This is a genomic window from Parasedimentitalea maritima (assembly GCF_005771405.1).
GTDB lineage: Bacteria > Pseudomonadota > Alphaproteobacteria > Rhodobacterales > Rhodobacteraceae > Parasedimentitalea > Parasedimentitalea maritima.
In genome coordinates, this window is the sequence record NZ_VAUA01000003.1 from 328,671 (window position 1) to 348,558 (window position 19,888).

General features: G+C 56.3%; 25 protein-coding genes. 11 read left to right on the forward strand and 14 right to left on the reverse strand.

The window, feature by feature from the left end; genetic code table 11:
* Positions 1–37 precede the first annotated feature (37 nt).
* Positions 38–829: an SseB family protein gene (locus FEE96_RS07875; RefSeq protein WP_138162471.1), complete on the reverse strand. Its 792-nt coding sequence runs from the start codon at positions 827–829 to the stop codon at positions 38–40.
* Positions 826–1,419, reverse strand: coding sequence for a uracil-DNA glycosylase family protein (locus FEE96_RS07880; RefSeq protein WP_138162472.1), 594 nt, complete (start codon positions 1,417–1,419; stop codon positions 826–828). The genes FEE96_RS07875 and FEE96_RS07880 overlap by 4 nt, the downstream gene beginning before the upstream one ends.
* 295 nt (positions 1,420–1,714) lie before the next feature.
* Here FEE96_RS07880 and FEE96_RS07885 point away from each other — a divergent pair, with 295 nt between their 5' ends.
* Genes FEE96_RS07885 through FEE96_RS07900 form a run of 4 tightly spaced genes read left to right on the forward strand, consistent with a single transcriptional unit; the run spans position 1,715 to position 6,391 of the window.
* Positions 1,715–2,374: an ABC transporter ATP-binding protein gene (locus tag FEE96_RS07885; protein WP_138162473.1), complete on the forward strand. Its 660-nt coding sequence runs from the start codon at positions 1,715–1,717 to the stop codon at positions 2,372–2,374.
* Positions 2,352–4,037, forward strand: coding sequence for a KpsE/RkpR family capsule polysaccharide export protein (locus tag FEE96_RS07890; RefSeq protein ID WP_138162474.1), 1,686 nt, complete (start codon positions 2,352–2,354; stop codon positions 4,035–4,037). Before FEE96_RS07885 ends, FEE96_RS07890 begins: the two co-directional genes overlap by 23 nt.
* A 3-nt stretch (positions 4,038–4,040) precedes the next feature.
* Positions 4,041–4,874, forward strand: a complete 834-nt coding sequence (kdsA, locus tag FEE96_RS07895; protein ID WP_138162475.1) for a 3-deoxy-8-phosphooctulonate synthase — start codon at positions 4,041–4,043, stop codon at positions 4,872–4,874.
* Positions 4,875–4,894: 20 nt separating this feature from the next.
* Complete coding sequence (locus FEE96_RS07900) at positions 4,895–6,391, forward strand: phosphomannomutase/phosphoglucomutase (RefSeq protein ID WP_138162476.1); 1,497 nt, start codon at positions 4,895–4,897, stop codon at positions 6,389–6,391.
* A gap of 124 nt (positions 6,392–6,515) precedes the next feature.
* Here FEE96_RS07900 and FEE96_RS07905 read toward each other — a convergent pair whose 3' ends face one another.
* Both FEE96_RS07905 and FEE96_RS07910 read right to left on the reverse strand, forming a co-directional pair.
* Positions 6,516–8,453, reverse strand: coding sequence for an AsmA family protein (locus tag FEE96_RS07905; RefSeq protein WP_138162477.1), 1,938 nt, complete (start codon positions 8,451–8,453; stop codon positions 6,516–6,518).
* A 108-nt stretch (positions 8,454–8,561) separates the two neighbouring features.
* Positions 8,562–9,419, reverse strand: a complete 858-nt coding sequence (locus FEE96_RS07910; RefSeq protein WP_138162478.1) for a pentapeptide repeat-containing protein — start codon at positions 9,417–9,419, stop codon at positions 8,562–8,564.
* Positions 9,420–10,052: 633 nt separating this feature from the next.
* On the opposite strand from FEE96_RS07910, the gene rimO reads away from it, so the two are divergent.
* Positions 10,053–11,468, forward strand: a complete 1,416-nt coding sequence (gene rimO, locus FEE96_RS07915) for a 30S ribosomal protein S12 methylthiotransferase RimO (RefSeq protein ID WP_138162479.1) — start codon at positions 10,053–10,055, stop codon at positions 11,466–11,468.
* A 171-nt stretch (positions 11,469–11,639) separates the two neighbouring features.
* Here the strand turns inward: rimO and FEE96_RS07920 are convergent, their stop codons facing one another.
* Positions 11,640–12,101 (reverse strand): DUF2971 domain-containing protein, encoded by a 462-nt coding sequence (locus FEE96_RS07920; protein WP_281278357.1) that lies wholly within the window; start codon positions 12,099–12,101, stop codon positions 11,640–11,642.
* Between the two features lie 637 nt (positions 12,102–12,738).
* Positions 12,739–13,083, reverse strand: coding sequence for a diacylglycerol kinase (locus FEE96_RS07925; RefSeq protein WP_342770960.1), 345 nt, complete (start codon positions 13,081–13,083; stop codon positions 12,739–12,741).
* 122 nt (positions 13,084–13,205) lie between these two features.
* Between FEE96_RS07925 and FEE96_RS07930 the strand changes: the two genes are divergently transcribed.
* Positions 13,206–13,448: a CDGSH iron-sulfur domain-containing protein gene (locus tag FEE96_RS07930; RefSeq protein WP_138162482.1), complete on the forward strand. Its 243-nt coding sequence runs from the start codon at positions 13,206–13,208 to the stop codon at positions 13,446–13,448.
* Positions 13,449–13,492: 44 nt separating this feature from the next.
* Here the strand turns inward: FEE96_RS07930 and FEE96_RS07935 are convergent, their stop codons facing one another.
* The 5 genes from FEE96_RS07935 to FEE96_RS07955 all read right to left on the reverse strand — a co-directional run bounded on the left by FEE96_RS07935 (position 13,493) and on the right by FEE96_RS07955 (position 15,524).
* On the reverse strand, positions 13,493–13,768 hold the full coding sequence (locus FEE96_RS07935) for a DUF6455 family protein (protein ID WP_138162483.1): 276 nt from the start codon (positions 13,766–13,768) through the stop codon (positions 13,493–13,495).
* Positions 13,765–14,040 carry a DUF6455 family protein gene (locus tag FEE96_RS07940; protein WP_138162484.1) on the reverse strand — a complete coding sequence of 92 codons (276 nt, stop codon included), beginning with the start codon at positions 14,038–14,040 and terminating at the stop codon, positions 13,765–13,767. Before FEE96_RS07940 ends, FEE96_RS07935 begins: the two co-directional genes overlap by 4 nt.
* 17 nt (positions 14,041–14,057) lie before the next feature.
* Positions 14,058–14,321: a DUF6455 family protein gene (locus FEE96_RS07945; protein WP_171021648.1), complete on the reverse strand. Its 264-nt coding sequence runs from the start codon at positions 14,319–14,321 to the stop codon at positions 14,058–14,060.
* A gap of 87 nt (positions 14,322–14,408) precedes the next feature.
* Positions 14,409–14,798 (reverse strand): YigZ family protein, encoded by a 390-nt coding sequence (locus tag FEE96_RS07950; RefSeq protein WP_171021649.1) that lies wholly within the window; start codon positions 14,796–14,798, stop codon positions 14,409–14,411.
* Positions 14,799–14,801: 3 nt separating this feature from the next.
* Positions 14,802–15,524 (reverse strand): M48 family metalloprotease, encoded by a 723-nt coding sequence (locus FEE96_RS07955; RefSeq protein WP_138162485.1) that lies wholly within the window; start codon positions 15,522–15,524, stop codon positions 14,802–14,804.
* A gap of 149 nt (positions 15,525–15,673) precedes the next feature.
* Between FEE96_RS07955 and FEE96_RS07960 the strand changes: the two genes are divergently transcribed.
* Entirely contained in the window at positions 15,674–15,913 is a 240-nt protein-coding gene (locus tag FEE96_RS07960; RefSeq protein ID WP_138162615.1) for a hypothetical protein, read from the forward strand.
* On the opposite strand, the gene FEE96_RS07965 is transcribed toward FEE96_RS07960, so the two are convergent.
* A complete protein-coding gene (locus FEE96_RS07965; protein ID WP_138162486.1) occupies positions 15,889–16,176 on the reverse strand; it encodes a DUF167 domain-containing protein in 288 nt (95 codons plus the stop codon). The two genes, FEE96_RS07960 and FEE96_RS07965, sit on opposite strands and share 25 nt — an antisense overlap.
* Before the next feature lie 177 nt (positions 16,177–16,353).
* Between FEE96_RS07965 and FEE96_RS07970 the strand changes: the two genes are divergently transcribed.
* From FEE96_RS07970 to FEE96_RS07980, 3 genes are read left to right on the forward strand one after another with little or no spacing between them, the layout of a single operon-like run.
* Positions 16,354–16,932: a nitroreductase family protein gene (locus tag FEE96_RS07970; protein WP_138162487.1), complete on the forward strand. Its 579-nt coding sequence runs from the start codon at positions 16,354–16,356 to the stop codon at positions 16,930–16,932.
* Positions 16,929–17,621 carry an EI24 domain-containing protein gene (locus FEE96_RS07975; protein WP_138162488.1) on the forward strand — a complete coding sequence of 231 codons (693 nt, stop codon included), beginning with the start codon at positions 16,929–16,931 and terminating at the stop codon, positions 17,619–17,621. The genes FEE96_RS07970 and FEE96_RS07975 overlap by 4 nt, the downstream gene beginning before the upstream one ends.
* A 52-nt stretch (positions 17,622–17,673) precedes the next feature.
* Positions 17,674–18,240, forward strand: coding sequence for an MAPEG family protein (locus FEE96_RS07980; RefSeq protein ID WP_138162489.1), 567 nt, complete (start codon positions 17,674–17,676; stop codon positions 18,238–18,240).
* Between the two features lie 9 nt (positions 18,241–18,249).
* On the opposite strand, the gene FEE96_RS07985 is transcribed toward FEE96_RS07980, so the two are convergent.
* Together FEE96_RS07985 and mce are read right to left on the reverse strand one after the other, a co-directional pair.
* Entirely contained in the window at positions 18,250–18,525 is a 276-nt protein-coding gene (locus FEE96_RS07985) for a DUF1467 family protein (RefSeq protein WP_138162490.1), read from the reverse strand.
* 57 nt (positions 18,526–18,582) lie between these two features.
* Entirely contained in the window at positions 18,583–18,987 is a 405-nt protein-coding gene (gene mce / locus FEE96_RS07990; protein WP_138162616.1) for a methylmalonyl-CoA epimerase, read from the reverse strand.
* A 181-nt stretch (positions 18,988–19,168) separates the two neighbouring features.
* On the opposite strand from mce, the gene FEE96_RS07995 reads away from it, so the two are divergent.
* Positions 19,169–19,888 (forward strand): response regulator, encoded by a 720-nt coding sequence (locus FEE96_RS07995; protein WP_138162491.1) that lies wholly within the window; start codon positions 19,169–19,171, stop codon positions 19,886–19,888.

The following is a 19,888-nucleotide window of genomic DNA, read 5'->3' on the forward strand; positions in this document are numbered from 1 at the left end:
ATCTTGCCCGGCCGACAGGCCGGGCTTGCCTATATATTTACTTCAGCCGTGGCGGACTGTCCGGGTCTCCTCCCGGTATCTTTGGTTGATGCACCTTGGGCTCTTCCGGTTGAGGCAGGTCAAACCGCAAACCGACCTTAGCCAGTTTGGCTGACATCGGATCAGACGATGCAAAAAAGCCGACATCCATCGCCCCAGCCTCGATCCCAGAGAAGGTCAACGCTTCACCTGCGGCCTTGGCCAGGGCCGATTGCGCGGCCTCCTTGGCATCAACAAAGCCCAAGAGGTGCCCCTGCCCTCCTCCGTCATACCGTACACCAACCAGATACGCCGATGTTGCCAGCCCGGCGGCACTGGCCAGCTTCGCGTCCAGCGCAGTCAACAGAACCTCCGGCAGTCCGATCGGAGGCACAATCTCGGTCAGCGCGGCCTCGACCTGATCTGGCGCATGTTCCAAGGTTTGATGCAGCCAATCCACTGCCTCGGCCGGGATCAGGATCGATGAAGGAGCGACTTCGAGGTTCACCCCCAGCCCAATCCCCTGCCCGGCCAGCATCTGGGCCACTACCCGCCCGGACAGAGCCACATAGGGCACCACCCGGTCGGCAAATTGGGCCAGCCGCTCTTCGCGGTCGAACACCAGAACAAACGCACCATCAGCCAACTCAAACATCTCAGGCGAGATATTGTCGCCCTCTGCCTCTTTGCTCAGCATCATGAACAATTCGGAATCCGCCAGTCGCTCGTAAAAGCGCAGTCGCGCAGTATCATCTTGCGGCGCGGCGATCATCGCAGCATGGGCGCGGTCCAGCGCTGTGGTCTCAGTCATCTCAACACCTCTTTCACCCTGGCTTGCAGTTCTGGCACCAGCTCAGACTCGAACCACGGGTTTTTCTTCAACCATCCGGTATTGCGCCAAGACGGATGTGGCAAGGGAAAGACCTGCGGCGCATGATCCCGCCAACCACGCACCAGATCGTTCACCGGTGTTTTGCCCCCCAAGTGATAGTGCAGTGCATGCGCACCTACCAAGACCGTCAACGATACCTGTGGCAGGTGCTGAAACACCCGTTCATGCCAGGTGCGGCGGCACAAAGCAGGCGGCGGCAGGTCAGCCCCCTTGGCGTTGTAACCGGGAAAACAAAACCCCATCGGCACCACCGCGACGCGGTCCTTGTTATAAAAGTCAGCATCACTAATCCCCAGCCACTCTCGCAACCGGTCACCAGAGGCATCGGTAAAAGGGCGACCGGTTTGTTGAACGCGAGCACCAGGCGCCTGACCTGCAATCAAGAGGCGCGCCGAGGATCGAAACCACACTATGGGCCGGGGCGAGTGGCCCGTGGCTGTCATCGCAAACCTATCCGCACACAACTGACAAGCGCGGATCTCACGCTTTAGCGCGCCAAGGTTCTCCATTGTTCACCCTCTTGACATATCTATTGTCGCCCATCAGGAAACAATAAGACCCTAGACCCAACTTCGTTTAACCATCGAAATAACCATAGTAATTTACGCATTCGCAGTTTCAGGCCAACCAAAAAGGTTAATAGACCATTGATAAACTATGCTACAATTCGACATAATATGGCCAAATTCGACGCGTAAGCCGTTAACACTCCTCTGATATGGAGGGAAAAGGTGCCACGTCACCAAGTAACAACCGTGTCAAGAGTCCCGGACCAGGGGCCAATCGGGCAGTACCGGAATATCGATGCTTGAGTTTGTAAATGTCAGCAAGTCCTTTTGGACAGGAACCCAGCGCAAGGTGATCCTGGACAAAGTCTCGTTCCAGGTGGAACTGGGCAAGTCATTGGGCGTGCTTGCACCAAACGGTACTGGCAAGACAACCCTGATCAACATGATGGCCGGATTGGAAAAACCCGATGATGGGGAAATCATCCGATCCAGCAAAGTATCGTTTCCGCTTGGCTTTATGGGCGGAGTGGTCAACCGGCTTTCGGCCTTTGAAAACTCTCGCTTTATTGCCAAACTATATGGTTTGGACCCTGATTACGTCGAAGCCTATTGCCGCTGGCTTTGTGGCTTGGGCGAGTACTTTGACCAGCCACTGGGCACCTATTCCTCAGGTATGCGGGCGCGGTTTTCGTTCTCTTTGATGCTGGCGCTGGATTTTGATATCTACCTGATCGATGAAGGCATGCCCGGCACCACAGATGTTGAATTTAATAAGAAAGCCGGCGCAATACTGGAAGAGCGGCTGCTGACCACCACCATTATCATCGTCTCGCATCAGGCAAAGACGCTGGAAAAATTTGCCCGCTCTGCCGCAGTCCTGTTGGACGGGCATTTGCATATGTTTGAAACCTTGGAAGAAGCGAAACAGCTCTATGACTATGAAACCCAAGGCTAAGAAATTTCGCATCCGCCGCGGCGCCGGACCTACCGCAGCGGCAGCCGCCGCCCGCCCGTCCGCGGATGCGGCCCCTCAGGCTGCGGCACAGCCGTCGGAGCAACCGGCACGGGCGCAATCTGTTCCCGGCCCCAAAGGTGATGCAGCTGCGGCATCGGCTCCGCCAAATGCAAAACCCGCAATGAGCGGTCAGGTTAGCTCAGCACGAGAGACCGGTGCTGAAACTGATATCGATGCCATTCGCCACGAAGGTCTGACGGGGCGCCAATTGCGCATGGCACGCCGTGTCGCGCAAAAGCACAATCTACCCGCCACCTCCGATTTTGACGCGGTACGTTTGTTGCGGGAAAAGGGTATCGATCCATTCAAACGCGCCAATATGCTTGAACTGGTGGTGCCGCAGAACAGCGCCCAACCTGCTGGCGGGCCATTGGCCCCTGGCGCGGTGCAGCTGCCACAGACGGTGCCCGCAGCCAAGACCAACCTGCCATCAACCGAGTTGAGTGCAACCGAGCGGCGCAATCGCCAAATTCAGGATATCCAGCGCGACATTGCCAGCCGCCGTCGCCGCAAGCTGCTGCTTTTGGTTAGTCGTCTGGCGTTTTTCGTCATGTTGCCAACAATTCTTGCTGGCTATTATTTCTACAAAGTGGCGACCCCAATGTACGCCGCCAAATCTGAATTCCTGATCCTTAAGGCTGACAATGCTGGCGGCGCTGGTCTTGGCGGATTATTGAGCGGCACCCAGTTTGCCACCAGCCAGGATTCGATCGCAGTACAAAGCTTTTTGCAGTCCAAAGAGGCCATGTTGCGATTGGACAGAGATGTCGGTTTCAAGTCCCACTTTACCCAAGAGTGGATCGATCCCCTGCAACGGTTGAACGAAAACCCAACCAACGAAGAGGCCTATACAACCTATTCGCGCAACGTCAAAATTGGCTATGATCCGACCGAAGGTGTGGTCCGGATGGAGGTCTCTGCCGCCGACCCCGAGGTCTCAGCCCAGTTCGCCCAAAGCCTGATCAATTATGCCGAAGAGATGGTCAACAATCTGTCCGTGAACAAACGCTCCAATCAGATGAAAGACGCTGAGCGTGGCATGGAAATCGCTGGTATTGAACGCCGAAAAGCCCAGGAGGCGCTTGTGCGTCTTCAGCAAAAGGGGGCTGTATTAGACCCAGAAGGTGTAATTCTGTCGTTGCGGTCGCAAATCAGCACCTTTGAACTACAAGTTCAGGAAAACGAGCTGGAACTTGCGGCTTTGCTCGACAATGCCCGCCCCAACAAGGCAAAAGTCGCCGGCACCCGTGCCGACATCGCCCGGCTGCAAGCCGTTATTGATCGTTTGAACCAACGCATGATCAACGCCTCTGCTGGTGAAAATTCCCTGGCCAGTCTCAGTGTACAGATCCAGATGGCGCAGGCTGATCTCGCCACACGTGATCTGATGCTGCAATCCGCGCTGCAGCAAGTTGAACAAACCCGCATGGAAGCCAACCGTCAGGTGCGCTATCTGACCACGGCGGTGCAGCCTGTTCCCAGTCAGGAACCCTCCTATCCGCGCAAGTTCGAAAATACGATTTTGGCTTTCCTGATCTTTTCAGGTATCTATCTGATGTTCTCACTCACAGCCTCCATCCTTCGCGAACAGGTCTCATCTTAAGCCATGAAAAATATCCAAATCGCCGACCTAACCATCGGTAATGACCGCCCCCTGACCCTCATTGCTGGCCCTTGCCAGTTGGAAAGCGCCGATCACGCACAGATGATCGCAGGAAAAATGAAAGAGGCATGCGACGCCGCCGGGGCACAGTATGTGTTCAAAGCGTCCTACGACAAAGCCAACCGCACCTCGATCAGCGGTGTTCGTGGACCCGGCATGGACGAAGGTCTTGCGATGCTGGACAGCGTCAAAAAGGCCATCGGTGTGCCTGTTCTGACGGATGTACATACCACCGATCAATGTGCGCCAACAGCTGCGGTCTGTGATATCCTGCAGATCCCGGCGCTGTTATGTCGTCAAACCGACCTATTGCTGGCAGCGGCGGAAACCGGCGCCGCGATCAATGTCAAAAAGGGCCAATTTCTGGCGCCCTGGGACATGGCCAATATCGTCACCAAGATCGAAAGCACCGGCAATCAGCGCATTCTGCTGACCGAGCGGGGAACCTCGTTTGGCTATAATACTCTGGTCACCGACATGCGGTCCCTGCCGCAAATGGCCTCCACTGGGTATCCCGTTGTGATGGATGCCACCCATGCGGTGCAGCAACCGGCTGGCCTTGGGGGCTCAACTGGTGGTCAGCGTGAGTTTGCGCCGGTGATGGCCCGTGCAGCAGCCGCCATTGGCGTTGGTGCAGTTTTCATCGAAACACATGAAAATCCTGACCGTTCTCCTTCGGATGGTCCCAACATGATTTATCTCGACCAGATGCCCCAGCTCATTGAAACCCTGATGGCATTTGACACTTTGGCAAAAGCCAATCCAATGACCTTTTGATTTAGCGATAAGAGTTTTCCATGACAAAACCAACCGCCCCGGTGACGCCCAACACCTGGAATTTCCTGCGCGATCCAATGATAACCCCCACCGGTTTTCGCGAATATGACGCGCGCTGGAAGTACCCGGATGAGATTAACCTGCCCGGCATTACCGCCTTGGGTCTTGGTCTGGGCACACAGATGATTGCGCGCGGCATTGACCCGATCATTGCCGTCGCCAACGATTATCGCGATTATTCGCTCAGCATCAAAAACGCACTGATGCTGGGTCTGATGCAGGCCGGTATCGCCGTCAAAGACATTGGTCCAGCTGTGTCACCCATGGCCTATTTCTCGCAGTTCCATCTGGATGTGCCTGCGGTTGCCATGGTCACCGCCAGCCACAATCCCAACGGCTGGACCGGGGTTAAAATGGGCTTTGAACGCCCCTTGACGCACGGCCCAGATGAGATGAGCGAATTGCGCGAAATCGTCCTGCAGGGCAAAGGTGTTGCCCGTGCTGGTGGATCCTACGAATTTGTCGATGGCGTCAAAGAAGCCTATCTGGATGATTTGGTCGGCGATTTCAAAATGTCCCGCAAGCTCAAGGTGGTCTGTGCCACCGGCAACGGCACTGCCGCTGCCTTTGCTCCGGAGCTGTTTGAACGCATCGGCGTTGAAGTTGTGCCCAGCCATAACGAGCTGGACTATACCTTCCCCCATTACAACCCAAACCCCGAAGCCATGGAAATGCTGCACGACATGTCGGACAGCGTCAAAGCCTCGGGGGCAGATTTTGCGCTGGGGTTTGATGGCGACGGTGACCGCTGCGGTGTGGTCGACGATGAAGGCGAAGAAATCTTTGCCGACAAAGTGGGCGTCATCATGGCGCGCGATCTGTCCAAACTGCACCCCAACGCCACCTTTGTTGCGGATGTGAAATCCACCGGTCTGTTTGCCTCTGATCCAGAGCTAAAGAAAAACGGCGTCACTGCTGATTACTGGAAAACCGGTCACAGCCACATGAAGCGCCGAGTCAAAGAAATCGGGGCCCTTGCTGGCTTTGAAAAGTCCGGACATTACTTTCTGGCAGAACCCATTGGCCGTGGTTATGACTGCGGTATGCGGGTGGCGGTTGAGATCTGTAAACTGATGGATCGCAACCCGGACATGAAAATGTCCGATCTGCGCAGGGCGCTGCCCAAAACCTGGGCGATGCCCACCATGTCACCCTACTGCGCTGATACCGAAAAATATGATGTGCTGGATCGTCTGGTCGCCAAGCTGGTTGCGAAACACACAGCTGGCGAAACCCTGGCAGGCCGCAGCATCAAAGAGGTGGTTACAGTCAACGGGGCCCGCGTCATTCTTGACAACGGCTCTTGGGGATTGGTGCGCGCCTCGTCCAACACCCCCAATCTGGTGGTAGTCTGCGAAAGTTCGCAAAGTGAAGAAGAACTGCGCGCCATTTTTGCCGAAATCGATGCCGTGATCCGCACCGAACCTCTGGTAGGTGACTACGACCAAACCTTCTGATCAACACATTCTCATGGCGCGCTGTTTTCAACCCTCGCGCCATGAGGCCCCAGTCGGGATCCCAGGTTTCATCTAGCTAAAAATATCCCGGGGTCTGGGGCAGCGCCCCAGCTCTTACCCGCTCTTAGTTCCCCTGCAGCAGCTGCAATAGACTGTCCTTGGCACGTTGCTCCAGCCCATCCTGAATCGCCTCTTCCAGATCCTGCGTTGGTGCAATCTCAACCTCCAGCTCTTCGCTCAACTTCTGACGCAGCTGATCTGTGGCCTGCTCTTCAAGACCATCTATCTCAGCCTCCAGCGCCTGGCTCAGGTCGGGGCGGATTTTGGGATCAGCCCAAGGGCCAGTAATCCGCAACGGGATAGACAGCCCCTGTCCACTGTTTGCAGCCAGAGCTGTTGGCACAAACAGGTAATCCAGATCCTGCGCGCCCAACCCGATGCGTCCTTTACCCTCTGCCCGCAAGGCTTTTAGCGAAATTAGCAGATCCTGATTGTCCAGATTGCCTTCCTTCATGGTGTAACTGGCACTCAGCGCATCAAATACCGTACTGCCGCCATTGCCACCGCCGGACCGCATCAACCCTTCCAGATCAAACCCGTCAAAAAATCCCTTGCCAATTTCCAACCAGCCCGCGCCACTCAAGGATCGCATAATGGTATCCTGTGAATTGCCAACCCCAAGGAAATTCAGCTCGCCCAAGGCTTCGCCGTTCAGTCGATTATACCCTGCCAACTGCCCCAGCGCCTGTTCCAGCTGGATACCCGAATAGGTCAGCTTACCGCCAACCGACAGCCCACCGCGGTTGTTGGCCACCAACTGGCCCTGCACCGTGCCGCCAAAAATCGCGGCCGGATGAAAACGCATGACAGCCCGTGCATTGTCGATCGACAGGCTGAACTTACTCGCCCCTAATTTGACCTGCCCCAAATCCAGACTGGCCAGCGACAGGTCCAGGGTTCCGTTGGCCAATCCCAAAGCTGAAGCGTCAATCCGCTCTGCTGACCACCCACTGTTTGTACTCGCTGCCCCCCCGGCTCCATCGCTGCTGTCACCCTCTGCGGCCAGTGCCGACAAATCCAGCGCCTCGGCCTGCAACTTTGCAGTAAACTGCGGCACCTTCCCCATGACCAGATCCACAGCTCCGGTCATGGCATTGCCATCAAGATCCAGGCTCAGGTCGCGCAGCGCCAATCGGCCGTCTGGAGTATAGGTCAGATCACTGCCAATCACAGCGCCCTGCCCCAACCCGCGTGGGAGACTGACCTCACCCAGGCCAGTTGACCGCATCAGTCCAACAGTGTCCTCGGCCTTGGCGGTAAACCGTCCGGTCACCTCACCACTGACCCCGGCACGGCCATCGAACCGCGCAAATCCACCCGCAGTGGTCACCGTGGCGCCAACCGAAGACACCTGCCCGCCCAGAAACGCTGCAAATGTGCCAACTTCTGCCACAACTTTCACCGGGGTGCCGTTCGGATGCAGGGTCAGTGTCAGATCCGCCGTGCCACCGGGCTCCGGCCAGGTCAGATCCAGATCAATTGCTGTCATTTCAACCGGGGCCTCGCCATGCGCTGCGTAGGTGACGCTGGCACTGCTCAGCACCAGTTTTTCGATACTAAATGGCTGCGCAGAAGCACTCGCCTCCGCAGTGGAGGCCGGATCAGCAGCTGCGGCAGAGCTCGCCAGTACCCAGTTGCCCTGCCCATTGGCATTGGTGGCCAGGCTCAGATGCGGCGCTGTTGCTGTGACCGAGGTGATCCTGATGTCGCCGCCCAACAGATCGGGCGCTGAAACGCCAACCGACAGGCCCTCGGCCGTCAGCATGGGTTCGGGGCCAGCCCAGTCTGCATTGGAAAGGGTCACCGCCCCGGTGCGAATACCCAGCACTGGCCAGACCGAAAACGCCACCTCGCCCTGCACCTGCATCCGGCGCCCGGTCTGCGCCTCAAGCTGATCCGCCGCCAGTTCGGCAAACTTTTCCCCCGGCAGCAACAACAAGCCGCCAATGACAACAATCACCGTCATGCACAGCGCTACAAAAATCCGAAATAACAATCGCATGACGCGTCTCCTCGTCTGTTTGGCATCAGATTAACGCGTCAGAGCCTAGGTGCAATGCCTGTGCCCGTTTGCATCTAGGGTACCAAAGCCAAATCAAAGATTTACCCACTACCGCAACCGGAACCGGAACCGCTGGCGCAGACCAAGGCCAAGGAAGAACAGGAACACAAACCCCAAAATGGTTTGCCCCGCTGCAAGCCCCTCAAGCGCATTATGGAGACCCTGTATATATTCAGCGCCAAAATGCACCCCTTGAAAGCCAAAAATCCGAAATACACTGGCAAAGGACAGGCCAAAGGGCTCGAACATGCCATGCTCTACCCCATGACGCGCCTCTTCCCAAGCAAATGCGGCCAGATAGATCAACGCCGGCATCAGCCACAGCGCAAACAGGGCGATCGCCGGGCGGGCGATGGAATGGCCATAGTCCGAGATGAGACCAAAGGCCCGGTACGGCAGCCGCTGCCACCAGCTGCCAATCTGCCCGGCAAACTGCATCTCACGGCGGAAAAAGAAGTGTTCCTCTTCGGGCAGGCCCTGTTTGGCCACCACGTGGCGAATGATGGCACAGGAGTCCTTGGCGGCTTCGGGGTCTTGTTCCGTCTGATCGGGCCAATAGCTTTCACGCGTCGTATCGATGCTAAAGGTCGTTTTTTCATGCAGCACCGCACCAGAAAGGTCCGGATAGCCATCGCGAAACACCGCCGCGCGGAAACTGGTGGGTTTTTCAAACTGGCAATCCCGAAACTTCGGCAGGCATCGGTGACCGGGGTCAAAAACACCAAACTCTGTTTCAGAAAAATATACAAAACTAGTGAACGTCGCTGAACTGAAATAGGCATCCCCAGTGAACGTAGCTGAGCGGAAATCGGCAGGCCCCGTGAACGTCGCTGAATGGAAATCGGCATCAGATGCAAAGATCACCTGCCCCAATACCACTGTATTGGGGCAGGTGATCTTTGACATGTCGATATGGTCGTGTGGATCTGGCAATTCGGGGGCTGTGGTGCCGGGGTTGCGTGTTTCAAAAACTGATTTGAACTTCGCTTCGATCTCGTCGCCCAGTTCCGTCCAGGCACAAAGCTCCGCAACCTCGATTTCCGACGATTTTGCCGCGTCCTCTCGCGCCTTCTCACTCAGCGCCTGCCCCGCCCAAGCGTTCCACGCTTTGCGGTTCTGCTCATGCAGACCCCGTCAACCACTTCCCCCTCTTGCTCCCCATACAGAGTCATCAGCACATACCACGGGTTCTCATTCGCTGGTTTCAGATCCAATTTCGGCGCTGCTGCCTCTGTAATCTCGTCCCGCATCAATCAATCTCGTCATTCCAAAATGGCTTTCGCTACACGTTAAGGGTGTTTGCTGTAACCTAGCAACAGATAACAAAAGGCAGCGCCTGACCCTGGGTGGGCGTGAAACGCCCTCCCCGTTTTGCCCAAGGCAAACCTCCGGTTTGACGGGAGGGTTGGGCGTTGCCCGGCCTTACGGCCGGGCGGTAACACATAGCTGCAACCCGGTGCACGGGTGGTGCACGCTTGGTGCACGCATATCACCCCCGTCATTCTTGCCTATTGCGGCATTCCTGATATATGCGCGCACATGACCCAGAACCCATCCAGCAATCCGCCAGAACTCCGCCCCGACCTCGCCCCTCAGCTGCAAGTGCAGGAAACGCCACGCGCAGGCCAGCCGACGCTGGGCATGGTCTCTTTGGGCTGTCCCAAGGCGCTGGTGGACAGTGAGCGCATTCTGACCCGGTTGCGGGCCGAAGGTTACGGTATCTCGCCTGATTACACCGGTGCGGATGCGGTGATCGTCAACACATGCGGGTTTCTGGACAGTGCCAAGGCCGAAAGTCTGGACGCGATTGGCGAGGCGCTGAAGGAGAACGGCAAGGTCATCGTGACGGGGTGCCTGGGCGCGGAACCGGATTACATCCGCGAGCATCACCCGCGCATTCTGGCTGTCACCGGCCCGCACCAATACGAACAGGTTCTGGATGCGGTGCATGCCGCCGTACCGCCTGATCCCAACCCGTTTGTGGACCTGCTACCGGCCACCGGTGTGCAGCTGACCCCGCGCCACTTCAGCTATCTGAAAATCTCCGAAGGCTGCAACCACCGCTGCAAGTTCTGCATAATCCCGGATATGCGTGGCCGTCTGGTGTCGCGTCCGGCCCATGCGGTGCTGCGCGAGGCTGAAAAGCTGGTCACGGCTGGCGTGCGAGAATTGCTAGTGATCTCGCAGGATACCTCGGCCTATGGCATGGATCGCAAGCACGATCTGAACCCCTGGAAGGGCGATGAGGTGCGCAGCCATATCACCGATCTGACACGCGAGTTGGGCCGGTTGGGCAATCCCAAGGATCTGTGGATCCGGTTGCACTATGTCTACCCCTACCCGTTTGTGCGTGAGCTGATCCCACTGATGGCGGATCCTGACACCGCCGTGCTGCCCTATCTGGATATCCCGTTCCAGCATTCCCACCCGGATATGTTAAAGCGCATGGCGCGGCCTGCTGCTGGGGCCAAAACCCTGGACGAGATCGCCGCCTGGCGCGCCACCTGCCCCGATATCACCCTGCGCTCGACCTTTATTGTTGGCTATCCCGGTGAGACCGAGGCTGAGTTCCAGCACCTGCTGGACTGGATGGACGAGGCGAAGTTGGACCGTGTGGGCTGTTTCAAATACGAAAACGTCGATGGTGCGCGGTCTAACGCCCTGCCTGATCACGTCGCCGAGGAAGTCAAGCAGGACCGCTGGGAACGCTTCATGCAAAAGGCCCAGGCGATTTCTGAGGCCAAGCTGGAGGCCAAGGTTGGCCAGACCATGGATGTGATCATTGACGACATCGACGAAGACGGCATCGCCACCTGCCGCACCAAGGCCGACGCGCCCGAGATTGACGGCAACCTGTTCATCGACGAAGGCACCGATGGGTTGAAGGTGGGTGAAATCGTCACCGTCGAAGTCGATGAAGCCGGCGAGTATGATTTATGGGGTAAACTCGGTTAAAGAAACTCTCTGGGAGAGAGTTTCCCGAGTTTACGGGCGGAGCCCAAAGCGTCGGCGCATTGGCGCTAAGGATGCATTTTAGGGAGGCGCGGGCGGAGTTCACTTTGCTACCACTGAAATTTTGTATCTGACCCGCCCCCCCGAAAAAGTTTCGAGTCACGCTCTGGCGGTTTAAGTAGAAATTAAGCCTAGTCCAAAATCCTTGGCCCAAGAGATCCGCGCATACCCAACAGTATCGGCTAACACACCTTTGACCAGTTTTTGTGTTTCTTTAGGAGTCTCCAATCCAAAGATGACTCTGTTAGGCCGGTAACGGTCTACTTTATGGTAGTTTTTTCCAAACGCATCCGAGACCTTCAAAGTGTATTGCCTCCACTCAGTTTCAGAACTCCAACTGGTTGATTTTATTGCCATGAGACGTTCAGCCACCAAGCGTTGAATCTCCCGGGCTTCGGAGCTTGAAGGCCCAAGACATTTAGAAATGATATCGTAGCGCATCATTTCTACAGTCGAGAGCTTCGGCCTGCGATCTGCGTATCGAACTTCCGCCTCGAAAACTTGATCGGCTTGCACGCCATCGTCGTGTACATATTCAATACACATGCCCTTAGACCCATTGGCATAATGCCCCACATCAACGGCGCGTTCCAATCAGACGAAAAACTGATGCTCTTGAATTGCCCCCGAAGCCAATCTAACAATCCAGTGTGCTGGACAATTGCTTCCCCATATTGATACTGGAACGAACGATAGATCTCTAGTTGCGCTTCTGGAAGATCTAGATCCTCAGAATCCTCAAAATGACCATTCCCTTTCAAGCGAGCATTCGAGCCGGTCTTCGGATCGGTGGTGAACCTTTTCTGAAGCATTTCCAACTCATCGCGGAATTCCTTGAAACTACTTTTTACGCATCTCGGCCGGCACTCAGCAGGGTCATTCAACTCATTAACTGGCGCAAACCACGCCTCATTTTTCAACAACGCTTGTAGTTCGGCTTGGACGTGCTCACCAGTGCATGGCCGGAATCTGTACAGCCTCTGTTTTTTTCTTGGTCTAGATGCGGAGTCATTCTCGAAATTTCTTCTATTGCAATTACAGAAAACGCTAGCGAGGATCCGAATACTTGGCAAGCTCCCCTAGTGGTTGAATCTGGGTGATTACGAAGCGAAAGGACTCCTCCCGGCCGCACATGAAAGTGTCCAATAGACGGTTTCTTTTCCGATGCTCACTCCCGTTGCGAGGGTAAGGTGCAGGTCTGGTTCTTAGACCCTCAAACCATCCCCATCAGCACCACCACCCAAGCAACCCCAGCTGCAAGCGACGTCACAAACACCCCGGCACTGCCCGCATCCTTGGCCTGCCCGGCCAGCGGGTGCTGCTCTTGCGATATGTAATCCACCGCCCGCTCAATTGCGGTGTTGAACAGCTCGGCCGCCAACACCAGCACGCCCAGCGCCAGGATCAGCGCGCGCTCGCCGGTTTCCAGCGGTAACCACAGGGCGAACCCGGCTGAGGCTAGATTGGCCCAGACCCACGTGCGAAAGCTGTGTTCGTTGATCCAGGCATCTCGGCAGCCGGACCAGCTCCAGAGGATGCGGTGTTTCAGTCGGTTCAAAAAGTATTTCATACCGCCAGACTGGCGCGGTGGTGCCAGGGATACAAGCGGTCGACTTGACCTGTGGCCCTTGCGGATCACGTCTTGGGGGAACGCAACCCCTTTTGGGAGAACCGCAAGCCATGTCAACACCCCCAAATATCGCTCAAAAAGCCCCCTTTGCCGTCGAGGTCACAGAGGGGAAGATCTATTTCTGGTGCGCTTGCGGTATGTCCAAGAAACAGCCGTTTTGTGATGGGTCTCACAACGGCAGCCCCTTTGGACCCGTTCAATACACCGCCGAAGCCAGCAAAAAGCTGTTCTTTTGTGGATGTAAACACACTGGCAAGGCGCCGCTTTGCGACGGCAGTCACTCTAAGCTTTAACCCGCTGGGCTAAGGCGCGGCGCGACAGGAATGAAGGGCCTGACCTAGCGCTTTAACTGCGTGAGCAAGGCCCCGTTGACGCAGAACTCAGGCGCGGAACTGGAGGGGCCATTCTGTTGCGACAGCCATAGCGCGCAGCTTTTGTCGCAACCGGCGTTGCGGCAGTTGGTCAACATACGGCTGTAGCCTGAAGCGCTTAGCGTGCCCTCGGCCCGGGCAGCCCCAAGATCAACACCAACGGCCTTGGCTACGGAACTCGTCAGCCACATGTGCCGGTAGATATCTCCGGCCGGTATGGACTTGGTGCTTCCGTCTTTCATTTACCTAGGTCCTTTTTTGCGGCATCGCGAAGCTGTAGCAATGGCTCAGCATTGCAGCAGCCAGACGGTGGTGCCGCGGCTTGTTCAGTAGCGTCCAGCCAGGCATGGCATTTTTGTGGATACGGACAGCCACGACAATTTGTGATCATTTGGGTCCAGGTTTCGTTGTCGATTTTCCCGGCCTCAAAGGCCTGCACCAGATCAGCACCAACTGTGTGGCCCATGCGGCCCAGCAGACGCAAATGATACAGAGGGTCGCCCAATATCTGCATACCTCCGGCTCCTCTGCTCAAATGGTTTGCTCATGCAGATAGTCCAACAGGTCACGGTTGCGGCAATAGTCCGGCGGAGAAATCGAAGAGATACTGTCTGTGGCCAGCAACTTACCACACTGGCCGGGATGGGCGCATTTGGTGCACCTCAGCACCGCCTCGGACACCTCGTCCAGCGCCAGTGCGCCATCAATCGCTTGTTGTTGCAGGTCTAGCCCTGTTGCGGTGCCCATGTCATCAAACAGGGCTGCGTGTTTTTTCAGAGTGGCAAGGTCGGGCACGGCTATCTCCTGATCTGGTCCAATACCGATCTGAATAGATGCCGCCGTCGCGCTTTGCATTGATGCAAGTCAAAACAGCAAAGAGCCTTATTCCGCAAACCCCTGATCCAACAAATAAGCCCGAACGGCATCCTGGACCCGCCGGAACCGATCACCACCCAGTTTCTTGCCCCCATACCAGCGGGTGACAATAACCACATGATCTTTCAGCTCGGACCGTTCCAACATGCGCAGAATAACCATACCAGCGCCGCTTTCACCGTCGTCGGCCTTGAGCCCGCCAGTGGGAAGAAGTGCTGCCCAGGTGTTATGGGTGGCCTTGGCGTAAGCCTTGTCGCGTTTCAGCCGCGCCAGCACCGCATCAATTTCGACACGTGAAGTCACGGTGGCGCCGGAGACGGCATAGCGTGAGCCACGATCCGTCAGGATCACGCCCAGCTGTACCAGCTGCGGTTCAGGTGGTGTCATCTGTGTCATCAGTTAATTCAGACCTGGTGTTAGAGCGATGGTGCGGTGCACGACCTTGACCCTGTCATGGTTGGAAGGGTGGGTGCCCAGAAACCGGTCGCCGGGATCTGGCAAGCGGTTGAAGAACAACACACCAATGCTGGGCGAATAGCCAGATTGATGGGTTATGATGGTGCCCAGTTCATCCGCCTCCAATTCAAACTCTTTGGAATAGCTACGGGCACCAACCAGAGCGCCCAGATCTTGCGCTTCGGCGATTTCTCCGGCGCTGGCGCCCGCTGCAGTTGCCAATCCTGCAAAGATAATTGCGCCGGACACCGCGTTCTCGTGCTGCCGCCGTAGATGACCACGAATATGGTGCGCGGCCTCATGTGACATCACAAAGGCCAGCTCGTCACGGTTTTCAAGATCTGCCAGCATGGCACGCGTAAAGGTTATCACCGGGCGACCGGAGCGCGAAAGACTTTGATAGGCATTAGCTGGCGCATCGGGGTTGCGGTCGATGTGGATCAGAAAATCGCAATTCACGCCTTTGGTCCGGGCACGGCATTCCTGTTCGGCCGCAAGGTTAACCGCATGAGCCACGGTGGCAAATGCGGTCCCCACTTCATGTGGCGTCATGTCTCCTAAATTCTTACCTGACTCGCCACTGCGCACCTGTTCCCCGGGGAAAGGAGGGGTATAAACTTCACATCCACCAACGGCAAAAAGAAGCAGTAACAAAAGGCGGCGCATAAAAATCCCTTTGGCAATTCAAGTTGATACTAAAGACCTATCAGCACTGAGATCAATTGCACCCAGTCAATCCTTGTCCCACATCAGTTAAAGATACTGTGATGCTACAAAGCCTTGCCAGAGGGACCGTCTCACGGCAAGCTGGGATTATGTTTACCATAGAACATGAGTTTGACGCCACCGTGATCACCCTCTTGGACGAAGGCACCGCGCCTCTGCAAGAAGATATCACCATCAATTCCTTTGCTGAATGTGTCACTATCGAACAATACGACCCACGCACGGATCGGGTGCAGCTGATTACCCTATCACTGGACCAGCTGCGTGACCTTTCAGTGGCACTGGACCTTCCCGAAGGGGTGTATCAGCTGCGTGATGCCACGGAATAGACAAACAGCTTTTCGCGCGCGCTCTGCCCGCGTTTCAAAGTAAGATGCGTGGGTGCCACCCCCATTGCCGTTGCAAGCAAGGCCCGCACCGCTTCGTTGGCTTTGCCGTTTTCTGGTACAACAGTCACCAGGACCCGCAGGCCGTCATTGCCAAGCTCAATCGCGTTTCGCGATGCCTTGGGGGTGACCCGCACCAGGATTTCCATCCCGGGCTGAGCCAGGTGGCTCAGGTCAGGCAGGTGTTTTTTCTTTGGTTTGCCCATTGTGGCAGTGTTGAACTGTACGGCGACGGATTTCCATGGATTTTGTGCCTCCGGCGGGGATATTTGTAGCTAGATGAAGCAGATCCGGGCAAATACTGGACGATCCGTGCTTTTAACCTTGAATTTCCTGCCCGGGCTGCCGAAATGGAAGCCATTCGATGTAACAAGGTTTTACATATGCCTCTCCAAAACGACGCCGCGCTGGATTTTCTACTGACACGCCGGTCACGCCCTGCCAAAACACTTGTCGCACCCGCCCCGAACCGTGCCGAGTTAGAACCCCTGCTAACCGCAGCCGCCCGCACCCCGGATCATGGCAAGCTGGAACCCTGGCGATTTATCGTAGTGGAAAAAGGTGCTATGGCACGACTGGCCGATCTGACCAGTCAGGCTGGGCAACGGCTAGACAAAAGCCCGGAAGATATCGCCAAAGGGCGCAGCCAGTTTGAGCTGGGGCACCTGGCCGTTGTTGTGGTGGAGGTGCAAACCCCCAGCGTCAAAGTTCCTGCCCTTGAACAAACCTATTCTGCCGGGGCAGTCTGTTTGGCCTTGTTGAATGCGGCCCTCGCAGCAGGCTGGGGGGCCAATTGGCTTTCCGGCTGGGTCAGCCATGACCCTGAGTTTTGCAAAGCGGCGTTTGATCTAGCAGACAATGAGCGCATCGCCGGGCTGATCCATATCGCAACCCAAGGTCCGATCCCACCCGAGCGGCCACGGCCGGATCTGAACGCCAAGACAACCTGGATGACCCAATGATTTTTGATGCCTTCTTCAAAGCCATTGCACAGACGGGCGATCCAAGGTTCCGCCGTGTCCTCGCCCTTGGTATTGGTCTGACCCTGGCCCTTTTGGTCGCGGCCTACGCTTGTTTTCTGGTCTTGATCCAGTGGTTGGTGGGACCTGATGCAACCGTGCCTGTGCTGGGTGAGGTGCGTTGGTTAGACGACCTGATGTCGATTGGCTCGCTGATTTTCATGCTGATCCTGTCGGTGTTTCTGATGGTCCCGGTGGCCTCAGCCATAACCTCGATGTTCCTGGACGAAGTGGCGCAGGCGGTTGAGGACAAACATTTCCCGCATTTGCCCCATGTCAGAAAGACCCCATTATGGGAGGCGGCAAAGGACACCGTGAACTTTCTTGGTGTTTTGATCACAGCCAACGTGTTGGCGCTCATCCTCTATGTGATTTTCCCACCTGCAGCGGTGTTCATTTTTTGGGGCCTGAACGGGTTCTTGCTGGGGCGAGAGTATTTCACCCTTGCTGCAGCACGACGTATTGGCTTGCCCGAAGCCAAAAGGCTACGCCGCAAACACGCCGGAACCATTTGGATGGCAGGTACGCTGATGGCCATGCCCCTGTCCATTCCGCTGATCAACTTGGTGATCCCGATCCTTGGTGCCGCCACTTTCACGCATATATTTCACGCGCTCAATCGGCGGGGGTGATCTCCCCCACACGTTCAGGTGATTGGTGCAAAACACATATTGGACAGGCAACATGGACAAGCCAAAACGGGACAAACGCCAGATCGCGCTGATCATCATAGGGTACCCGTTTTGCCTCCTGATTATCGGCCTTGCGATAAATATGCTGGCCTTTGGTATTGAGCTCATCACTGTCTCGATGCCATCAATCGAGATCGTTTCGGCACTGATTATTGCCAGTGTTCTGCTTGTCATCAATCATGCGTGGCTGATGACAACAACGGAGCTAACCCGTTTAAAACACACTCTGTATGCCACTCCAGAAGAATGGGCAAAAAGTGGGGTCGACCCGCAGAGCGCCTCGGCGCTTGGCATGCAGGAATTGGCACGTCGCCACAATGCCCATCGAAACACCACTGAGAATGCTGTCTATTTTTGCCTGCTGGCGGCACTATTTACCGTCACATCCCCATCCACGCTGGCGGCGCAGGTCTGGTTGATCGGCTTTGCCATCGCCCGCTTGGGATACACCTATAGCTACATTGCCGGTCGGGATAATCTTCGGGGTGTTTTTATGAGCCTGAGCTTGCTGGCCATGTTTGGGTTGGCCAGCTACCTGTTGCTCAGCTTGGTGGTTTAAACCGAACGATCACTGCGGGTCCGGGTAGACATCCAGCCAGTCGAAATCGTTGATGCTGATCACCTCGGACAGGATGATCCCAGCAATCACGGCCCACAACACCGCCGCAACCACGGTTGTGATAATGGCTTTTTGTTTCAGGTAGTGATTTTCTGGCGCACTGGAGTGTGTGCCGGGCACCACTTTGCCTTTATCGCCCTGGGTTTCCAGGCGGATCGGAATGATCACCAGGAAGCTCAGGAACCAGATCACTGCATAAAGCACCAATGCTGATGTAATTGCCATGTCGCGCGTCTCCATATACGGCCCGCCCCGCAAATGCGGGGCTAGACCAAAGTAGTGTCAAACCTGTTCCAGTTCCACCAGGCAGCCGTTGAAATCTTTGGGATGCAAGAACAACACCGGTTTGCCATGCGCCCCAGTTTTTGGCTCGCCTGTCCCCAAAACTCGTGCGCCCTGAGACAGAAGATGATCACGGGCCTGCAAGATATCATCGACCTCGTAGCAGATATGATGGATACCGCCAGCTGGATTTTTTTCAAGAAATCCAGTGATCGGCGAGCTGTCGCCCAAGGGGTACAGCAGTTCGATCTTGGTATTGGGCAATTCAATGAACACCACGGTCACACCATGATCTGGCTCGTCCTGTGGCGCCCCCACAACAGCCCCAAGGGTGTCACGGTATTGCGCTATCGATGCCTCTAGGTCGGGCACCGCAATGGCCACATGGTTTAACCGGCCGATCATCATCGCTTCTCCTGTTTGGTTTGGTGGTGCGGTTATGCGGTCTGTCACCGGATGGAGCAAGTGCGCGAATGCGCCCAGTCCCGCGCCGGAATTTTTCATATGACAAGACCACGCGCTGCGTTAACCCAGAATTAGCCTCGATTTCCTAGCGTCATGTCCATTACCGAAAGGAGCAAGAGTTATGGACGATTCGGACCTGTTTGCCGCCGCACACCGCCAACCCACCTCACGGCGCCCCCTGTTGGGGCTGACCATTCTGGTGATTGAGGACAGTCGCTATGCCTGCGAGGCCATGCGACTGCTATGTCTGCGCAGTGGTGCCAGAATACGCAGAGCGGACTGTTTGAAATCCGCGCGTCGGCATTTACAGGTCTATCGACCCTCGGTGCTGATTGTTGATCTGGGCCTGCCGGATGGGTCAGGCGTAGACCTCATTGAAGAAGCCGTCGCCGCCAGCCCACGGGTCAGCGTTGTGCTTGGCACTTCTGGCGATGATACTGGTCAAGACGCCACACTTGCCGCTGGTGCAGACGGTTTTCTGGCCAAACCCGTAACCTCACTTGCCACTTTCCAAGAGGCAATCCTGTCGCGCCTGCCTGCCGACCGTCAACCCATGGGCCCACGCGAACTGCAGGATGAAGTCATCCACCCAGATCGACTGGCCTTTCAGGACGACATGGCCCATGTCGCCGATGTACTGAACGACTCGCATGAAGAGAAAATCCTGAACTATGTTGCGCAGTTTTTGGGTGGCGTTGCCCGCAGTGTTGGGGATAACCCACTTGCCGACGCCGCGAGCGGGCTGGCGCATGCCTTATCGTCAGGCAGTCCGGTCAACGCCGAAGCTGCACGCATTGCCGGGCTGGTACAGGAGCGCATGAACCAGAGGTTGGCCATTTGA